Source organism: Chryseobacterium indologenes (assembly GCF_001295265.1).
Lineage (GTDB): Bacteria > Bacteroidota > Bacteroidia > Flavobacteriales > Weeksellaceae > Chryseobacterium > Chryseobacterium indologenes_A.
Window position 1 is genome coordinate 145,207 of the sequence record NZ_LJOD01000010.1, and the last position, 8,160, is coordinate 153,366.

Genomic DNA, 8,160 nt, shown 5'->3' on the forward strand with positions numbered 1-8,160 from the left:
AATGAAATATTTAAGATTATCAGGCCTCGAGCCTCTTATCATAACACCGGAAAGTAACTTCATCAATGTAGGTGAAAGGACTAACGTTGCCGGTTCCAAAAAATTTTTAAGACTGATTAAAGAGGAGAAATTCTCCGAAGCACTCGATATTGCACGCCATCAGGTAGAAGGAGGAGCGCAGATCCTGGATGTGAATTTTGATGACGGACTGATCGACGGAAAAGCTTCTATGATTAAATTCCTTAATCTGATTGCCTCAGAACCGGATATCGCAAGAATCCCCATCATGGTAGACTCTTCCAAATGGGAAATTCTCGAAGCCGGACTTCAGGTGGCACAGGGAAAATGTGTAGTGAATTCCATCAGCCTGAAAGGGGGAGAAGAAGAATTCATTAAACAGGCCAAAGCAGTTAAAAGATATGGGGCAGCAGTTATCGTTATGGCATTTGATGAGGTAGGGCAGGCAGATAATCTCGAACGTAGAATTGAAATTTCAAAACGGTCTTATGACATTCTTGTCAATCAGGTAGGCTTTCCTGCGGAAGATATTATTTTTGATTTGAATATTTTCCCGGTGGCTACAGGAATGGAAGAGCACAGAAAAAATGCACTGGATTTTATTGAAGCCACAAGATGGGTGAGACAAAACCTGCCTTATGCTTCAGTAAGCGGGGGAGTGAGCAATGTTTCCTTTTCTTTCCGCGGAAATGATACCGTAAGGGAGGCAATGCATTCCGTATTCCTTTATCACGCAATTCAGGCAGGAATGAACATCGGAATCGTAAATCCTGCGATGCTGGAAGTATATGATGAAATCAATAAAGAGCTGCTGGAACTTGTAGAAGACGTGATCCTCGACAGAAGAGATGATGCCACAGAAAGACTTCTGGATTATTCCGAAAAACATAAATCCGTAAAAAAAGAAAAGACAGAAGACCTTGAATGGAGGAATCATCCATTGCAGGAAAGAATTACCCATGCCCTGGTTAAAGGTATCGATCGTTTCATTGAAGAAGATGTGGAAGAAGCCAGGCAGCAGGCAGAAAAACCACTCCATGTTATTGAAATTAATCTGATGACCGGAATGGGAGTTGTAGGCGATCTCTTCGGAAGCGGAAAAATGTTTCTGCCCCAGGTGGTAAAATCAGCAAGGGTAATGAAGAAAGCTGTAGCTTACCTGCAGCCTTTTATTGAAGCAGAGAAAGACGGTTCAAAGCCGGCTAACGGTAAAATCCTGATGGCTACAGTAAAAGGAGACGTTCATGATATCGGGAAAAATATTGTGAGTGTGGTATTGGGCTGCAACAATTACGAAATTGTAGATCTCGGAGTAATGGTACCTGCTGAAAAAATCATCCAGACAGCTATTGAAGAAAAAGTAGACGTTATTGGATTAAGCGGATTAATTACGCCAAGCCTTGATGAAATGGTATATATCGCCTCAGAATTGGAAAGACAGAATCTTAATTTCCCTCTATTGATTGGTGGCGCTACAACTTCTAAAGCACATACCGCAGTAAAAATAGATTTAAAATATAAAAATGCAGTCGTTCATGTGAATGATGCTTCCAGAGCTGTCAACGTGGTAAGCTCTCTTCTGGGAGACCGAAATAAAGAATACGTTTCAGAGTTAAAAAATGACTATTCAGATTTCAGAGAAAAATTCCTGAACAGGCAGGTGGACAAAGATTACGTTTCAATTGAGGAAGCCCGCGAAAACAACTTTACCATAGACTGGAAAAATGAAGAAATCTTTACACCGAATAATTTAGGCGTAACCGTTATAGAAAATCAGGACCTTAATGAGCTTCTTCCGTTTATAGATTGGTCGCCGTTCTTCAGAAGCTGGGATCTTCATGGCAAATACCCGAATATTTTAGAAGATGAGGTGGTAGGTGCCCAGGCCAAAGAATTATTCAAAGATGCCCAGGGTATTCTAAAGAGGATTCTTGATGAGAAACTTCTGCAGGCAAAAGCAGTTTTTGGTGTTTTTAAAGCCAATTCCAATGAAACGGATGATATTATTGTTTTCGATGAGGATAATAAAGAGCAGGCCAGATTCTTAACCCTTAGACAGCAGGCTCAGAGATCTAAAGGCAAAGAATATCTGGCTTTAAGTGATTTTATTGCACCACAGAATTCCGGTAAAACAGATTATATAGGAGCTTTCTGCGTAACAACAGGTTTCGGAACCGATGAACTTGCTGCCGAATATGAAAAAGCCAATGATGATTATAATGCCATCATGGTAAAAGCACTTGCCGACAGATTTGCAGAAGCCTATGCTGAATTTTTACACAAAAAAGTAAGAACAGAATATTGGGGATACGCCAACCAGGAAGACCTGAGTAATGAAGACCTGATTGCCGAAAAATATAAAGGAATACGTCCCGCTCCGGGATATCCTGCCTGCCCTGATCATCTGGAAAAGAAAACCATCTGGGATCTTTTAAAAGTAGAGGAAAATACAGGTGTTTTCCTTACCGAAAGCTTAGCCATGTTTCCTACAGCATCCGTATCAGGATATTATTTCGGAAGCCCGCACGCCAAATATTTCGGTCTTGGGAAAATTACGGAAGATCAGCTGGAAGACTATGCTGTAAGAAGAAGATGCACCATACAAGAAGCACAGAAATGGCTGTCTCCCAATTTAGCTTAATAAATTCAGGGAGTTAAAAACTAAGAAAAGCCAACCGGTAACAGTAAAAAATAACTGAAAAGAAAATGAAGATAACAGATCATATAAAAAACGCAAATGGAAAAACTTTATTCTCCCTCGAAGTTGTTCCTCCCCAAAAAGGAATCGGAATTGAAGATCTCTATACCAATATAGATCCTTTAATGGAATTCAAGCCGCCTTTTATTGATGTAACAACCTCCAGAGAAGAATATATTTATATTGATAAAGGAAACGGGCTGATGGAACGCCGCATCACAAGAATGCGTCCCGGAACTCTCGGTATCTGTGCAGCCATTCAGCATAAATATAACGTAGATACCGTTCCCCATCTGCTGTGCGGAGGATTTACCAAAGAAGAAACAGAATATCTGCTGGTAGATTGTATGTACCTGGGTATTGATAACGTTATGGCATTAAGAGGAGATGCAATGAAAGGGCATCAGTATTTCGAGCCTACTCAGGGAGGGCATGCCAGTGCAATGGATCTTGTTCATCAAATCAATGATCTGGGCAGAGGAAAATATCTTCATAACGAAGACACGGTGTGTGATGAACTCAACAAATTCTGCATAGGCGTAGCCGGATATCCCGAGAAACACATGGAAGCTCCTTCCATGAACTATGACCTGAAATGGCTGAAGCAGAAAGTAGATGCCGGAGCCGATTATATCGTAACCCAGATGTTCTTTGAGAATAAAAAATTCATTGAATTTGTTCAAAAGGCCAGAGAAATGGGAATTACAGTTCCTATCATTCCGGGAATCAAGCCTATTGCAACAAAAAAACATTTGAAAATACTTCCTCAGGTATTTAAGATTGATCTTCCCGAAGAATTGATAAATGAAGTGGAAAATGCCAAAAATAATGAAGCGGTAAAGCAGATCGGAATAGAATGGGCCATTGCCCAATGCCGGGAACTGCTGGATTTCGGAGTTCCTGTACTGCACTTTTACTCCATGGGGAAAAGTGATAACATTAAAAAAGTAGCCGGTGAGCTATTCTAATAAAGTATCAAAATGAAAGATATCCTGCTGTTCAACGGCAGGGTTTTTATTTTAAAGAACAGGATGTCTCTCAAACTCCTGGTTACGGTCAAATAAATACCGGTAAGTAGCCAGTTTTCTGGTCACCGTTGTATTAAGGCTTTCAGCGATTTTGATCATTTTAGGATTAAAATCTCCGATCCATTGGAGTTCCGTGGTTTTAAAATCCGTATGCTTCCGAAGATGCTGTGTTCCCTCCCAGATCATATAGCCGTCAATTCCTTTTTTCTGCCATTCAGGAACAACCCCAAAAACAAGGCCTACCATCTTTTCGTTTTTGCTGAATTTCTTCATCCACAAAAATCTGAGCTTCTCTACAATACCAAACCTGCCGTGAAGATGCTTAAACCATTGATTGACATCCGGAATATTCATCCACATAGCAATAGGCTTTTCATTTTCGTAAACAAACCAGGAAATATGTTCATTAATGACAGGTTTCATAGTCCTGAACATTTTCAGAATTTTTGCTTCTTCCATTTGTTTCCCTTCCCCGTGGCAGGCCCACGCACGGTTATAGATTTCTGCAAAATCCTTTGCAAATTTCGGAAGATTGTTCTTTCTTAAAGGTTGGGCAGAAATTTCCGGATTTCGGCTGTGTTTGGCATGCATAACCGTGAAAACCCTGGGAACCTCAGTGAAAATAGGTCTCGAAAAACAAAGTTGTTCAAAATAAACCTGAAAACCATAGTTTTCAAACAGACCTTTATAATAAGGAAAATGATAGTTCATTCCATACAGCGGTTCATGGAACCCCTCAACTAAAAGTCCCCAGAACTTATCCCGTTCACCGAAATTAATCGGTCCGTCCATAGCCTCCATACCTCTCTCCTGAAGCCACTTTTTGCAGTGGTCAAAAATAAAATCAGCCGTCTGTTGATCATTAATACAGTCAAAAAAACCAATTCCTCCCGTTGGCTGTTTCTGCTGATAATCATGGTGAATGAAAACAGCAACTTTTCCTACCGTTTCAGACTGTCTGTTTTTGAAAAGGAAACGGGCGCATTCACCATTGTTAAAGAATCTGTTTTTTTCAGGATCAAAAATTTCACTGATGGTTTTATCTAAAGGTCTGATATAGTTTTTATCATGCTGATAAAGCCGGGACGGAAATTCTAAAAATTCCTTTTTCTGGGTTGGGTTCTGTACTTCTTCAACAATAATCATAGGCCTGGATGGAAACTGAGAGATGAAAGATGATGTTTTCGTTTAATTTAAAATAGACGAATAAATATTATCCGTATTTTTGTGCAAATTAAATAAAAATGGTTGATTTTACTGATAACGACGATGATATTTTCACTGGAAAAGAACATACGCCTATAAGGAAAGATGCTTTTGATAAATCGCCAGAGGAAAAAATAGAAAAAATAACACAGCTTTTTGGAGAGATCATGGAAACCCTGGGGATGGATATGACAGACGACTCATTAAAAGATTCCCCGAAACGTGTGGCCAAGATGTATGTAAACGAAATTTTTGGGGGACTCCTTCCGGAAAATAAACCGGGAATCTCTACATTCTCCAATAAATATAAATACCGCCAGATGTTGGTAGAAAAGGATATTACCGTATATTCTTTCTGCGAGCATCACTTTCTGCCCATCATCGGAAGAGCCCATGTTGCTTACATCTCAAATGGTGAAGTAATTGGCCTTTCAAAGATCAACAGGATTGTGGATTATTATGCAAAAAGACCTCAGGTACAGGAAAGACTTACCATGCAGATTGTGGATGCGCTCAAAGAAGCACTTGGCACAAAAGATGTAGCATGTATCATCGATGCGAAACACCTTTGTGTAAACTGCAGGGGAATAAAAGATACGGCAAGCTCTACCATCACGGCAGAATTAAGCGGTATTTTCAGAACAAACCCAATCACAAGACAGGAATTCCTGCACTATGTGGGAAGTCATGCTAAATTAGATTATTAGAATGAACTATCAGATCCTTAAAAATATTGTTGAATCAGAGCTTCCGAGATTCAAAAACATCCCGGAGGAAGAATGGTCCCATAAAATTTCACCAGAAAAATGGTCGAAAAAAGAAATTTTAGGCCATCTTTGTGATAGCGCATTAACAAACATCAGAAGATTTGTGGTAACTCAATACAAAGAGAATGATAATATTGTTTATGATCAGGATTTCTGGGTAAAAGCACAAAACTATCAGAATATTCCTACAGATGAAATCATCAGCCTTTGGAAGCTTCTGAATTTGCAGATTGTTCACACCGTAGAAAATATTCCGGATGAAGCTTTGAAAAGGACCTGTGATACAACCAAAACAACTCCGCAGGTTTTCTCACTGGAATATATTATTCAGGATTATATTGATCACCTGAAGTATCATTTAAAAGCAATTTAAGTATGATAAAATTTAAAAGGATTTCAGATAAAATTTTCATCACAACAATTATTTGTTGTGGATAGAATTATTTTGACTAATTTTTGAATCTTAATCATTAAATCTTTTAATTAAAAATAAATGCAACTAAAAATATACAACTCGCTTACAGCGGAAAAAGAAATATTCAAACCAATTTTGGAAGGAAACGTGGGAATGTATGTCTGCGGCCCTACAGTGTACAGCAATGTGCATTTAGGAAATGTAAGAACCTTCCTCTCCTTTGATTTTATCTACCGTACCCTGATGCATTTAGGATACAAAGTAAGGTACGTAAGAAATATTACCGATGCAGGCCACCTTACCGATGACGGTAACGTAGAAAACGACAGATTCGTAAAGCAGACCCGTCTAGAAAAGCTGGAACCAATGGAGATTGTACAAAAATATACAGTAGACTTCCATAAAGTCTTAGATATGTTCAATCTGCTTCCACCAAATATTGAGCCTACAGCTACCGGTCATATTGTAGAACAGATCGAGCTTACACAAAAACTCATAGAAAGAGGGTTCGCTTACGAAAGCAATGGTTCCGTATATTTTGATGTACTGGAATACAACAGAAGAGGACTGAATTATGGTGAGCTTTCAAAACGTAATATAGAAGAGCTTTTTGCCAATACCCGTGATCTTGACGGACAAGGAGAGAAAAAGAATCCACAGGATTTTGCACTTTGGAAAAAGGCATCTCCTGCTCACATCATGAGATGGAATTCTCCCTGGGGCGAAGGATTCCCGGGATGGCACCTTGAATGTACTGCAATGAGTACAAAATATCTGGGCGAAACTTTTGACATCCACGGAGGCGGAATGGATTTAAAATTCCCACATCATGAATGTGAAATTGCTCAGGGGAAAGCCTGCAATGATGCCGCTCCGGTAAACTATTGGATGCATGCCAATATGCTGACGATGAATTCCCAGCGTATGAGTAAGTCCACAGGAAATTATATCCTTCCGATGCAGCTGGTAACAGGAGAAAATGACTTCTTTGAAAAGCCTTTCCATCCTTCAATCGTTCGTTTCTGCTTCCTGCAGGCACATTACAGAAGCGTGCTGGATATCTCTAATGATGCAATGATCGCCAGCGAAAAAGGATTTATCAGGTTGATGGAGGCCCTTAAAGTGTTAAACTCCATTACTCCGGATGACACGAAACAGTCAGGATTTAGTTTCCAAGATTGGAAGAGCAAAGCTTACGATGCACTGACTGATGATTTCAATTCTCCGGTTCTGATTGCACATCTATTCGAAGCCGTGAAGTACATCTTCGCACTGAAAGATGAAAAAGAAACCATTTCATCCGCAGATCTTGAAGATTTCAAATCAACCCTGAATGCTTTTGTATTTGATGTACTAGGACTTCAGGCAGTAGAAGAAAATAATTATGAAAAGCTGGATCAGACTTTAAAAGTTTTAATTGAACTCAGAAATCAGGCCAGAAGATCAAAAAATTTCGAACTCTCAGACCAGATCAGAGACAAACTGCTTGCAGAAGGCATCGAACTAAAAGACGGAAGAGACGGAACAACTTACGTTCTGAATTAAAAATAGTAAAATTTCAATTGATATAATTCCGTAGGAATCCAGAAGTGTTAAGCATCAGGATTCTTACGGAATATTTTTTGGGGAGATCATTCATATATTATTGTATCCCTCATATTATTTCATCTTTCTGGAATTCAATTTTTTTCTTAGGAGCTTTTTCCCGCTCTCCGCTTTTACTCCTCACGCCGTTTTTTGCCGCTTCATTTCCTTTGCCTTTCCGGTGCATGTTGCGGGGTAACCGCTTCTATCGGGGCTAGGGTAGAGTACATATTATTAAAATTCCCCCGATGAGGTTCAAACTGGATACCGTTCCTCCAATACGGCTTAGCGCAAAACCGTTTACTTATAGTTTTGCCCCACATTATTAATACCCCGATCTGTTATATATAATATAAATAAAGAAACCATCCCTGCCTTCTTAAACACCCTTTCCGGGAGATTGCAGAAACATATCCGCTTTTGTGGATAACTCTGATATTTTCA

The 8,160-nt window shown here is 39.4% G+C and carries 6 protein-coding genes; 5 read left to right on the forward strand and 1 reads right to left on the reverse strand.

All coding sequences use genetic code 11. The features are described 5' to 3' along the window. Window position 1 precedes the first annotated feature (1 nt). Window positions 2-2,659 (forward strand): methionine synthase, encoded by a 2,658-nt coding sequence (gene metH, locus AOB46_RS15400; RefSeq protein ID WP_062700944.1) that lies wholly within the window; start codon window positions 2-4, stop codon window positions 2,657-2,659. Between the two features lie 65 nt (window positions 2,660-2,724). Beyond that, complete coding sequence (gene metF, locus AOB46_RS15405; protein WP_062700946.1) at window positions 2,725-3,684, forward strand: methylenetetrahydrofolate reductase [NAD(P)H]; 960 nt, start codon at window positions 2,725-2,727, stop codon at window positions 3,682-3,684. Window positions 3,685-3,735: 51 nt separating this feature from the next. Here metF and AOB46_RS15410 read toward each other — a convergent pair whose 3' ends face one another. Beyond that, window positions 3,736-4,890, reverse strand: a complete 1,155-nt coding sequence (locus AOB46_RS15410) for a hypothetical protein (protein ID WP_062700948.1) — start codon at window positions 4,888-4,890, stop codon at window positions 3,736-3,738. Between the two features lie 98 nt (window positions 4,891-4,988). Here AOB46_RS15410 and folE point away from each other — a divergent pair, with 98 nt between their 5' ends. The 3 genes from folE to cysS all read left to right on the forward strand — a co-directional run bounded on the left by folE (window position 4,989) and on the right by cysS (window position 7,677). Further along, on the forward strand, window positions 4,989-5,657 hold the full coding sequence (gene folE, locus AOB46_RS15415; RefSeq protein WP_062700950.1) for a GTP cyclohydrolase I FolE: 669 nt from the start codon (window positions 4,989-4,991) through the stop codon (window positions 5,655-5,657). A 1-nt stretch (window position 5,658) separates the two neighbouring features. Continuing rightward, the gene (locus tag AOB46_RS15420) at window positions 5,659-6,090 is read left to right on the forward strand and encodes a DinB family protein (protein WP_062700952.1); all 432 of its coding nucleotides are present in this window, start codon (window positions 5,659-5,661) and stop codon (window positions 6,088-6,090) included. A 120-nt stretch (window positions 6,091-6,210) separates the two neighbouring features. After that, window positions 6,211-7,677, forward strand: coding sequence for a cysteine--tRNA ligase (gene cysS, locus AOB46_RS15425; RefSeq protein WP_062700954.1), 1,467 nt, complete (start codon window positions 6,211-6,213; stop codon window positions 7,675-7,677). Window positions 7,678-8,160: the final 483 nt, after the last annotated feature.

What these genes read in the sequence shown, in the direction of transcription:
- metH (WP_062700944.1), top strand. Translation starts at nt 2, where the DNA reads ATGAAATATTTAAGATTATCAGGCCTCGAGCCTCTTATCATAACACCG.
- metF (WP_062700946.1), top strand. Translation starts at nt 2,725, where the DNA reads ATGAAGATAACAGATCATATAAAAAACGCAAATGGAAAAACTTTATTC.
- AOB46_RS15410 (WP_062700948.1), bottom strand. Translation starts at nt 4,890, where the DNA reads ATGATTATTGTTGAAGAAGTACAGAACCCAACCCAGAAAAAGGAATTT.
- folE (WP_062700950.1), top strand. Translation starts at nt 4,989, where the DNA reads ATGGTTGATTTTACTGATAACGACGATGATATTTTCACTGGAAAAGAA.
- AOB46_RS15420 (WP_062700952.1), top strand. Translation starts at nt 5,659, where the DNA reads ATGAACTATCAGATCCTTAAAAATATTGTTGAATCAGAGCTTCCGAGA.
- cysS (WP_062700954.1), top strand. Translation starts at nt 6,211, where the DNA reads ATGCAACTAAAAATATACAACTCGCTTACAGCGGAAAAAGAAATATTC.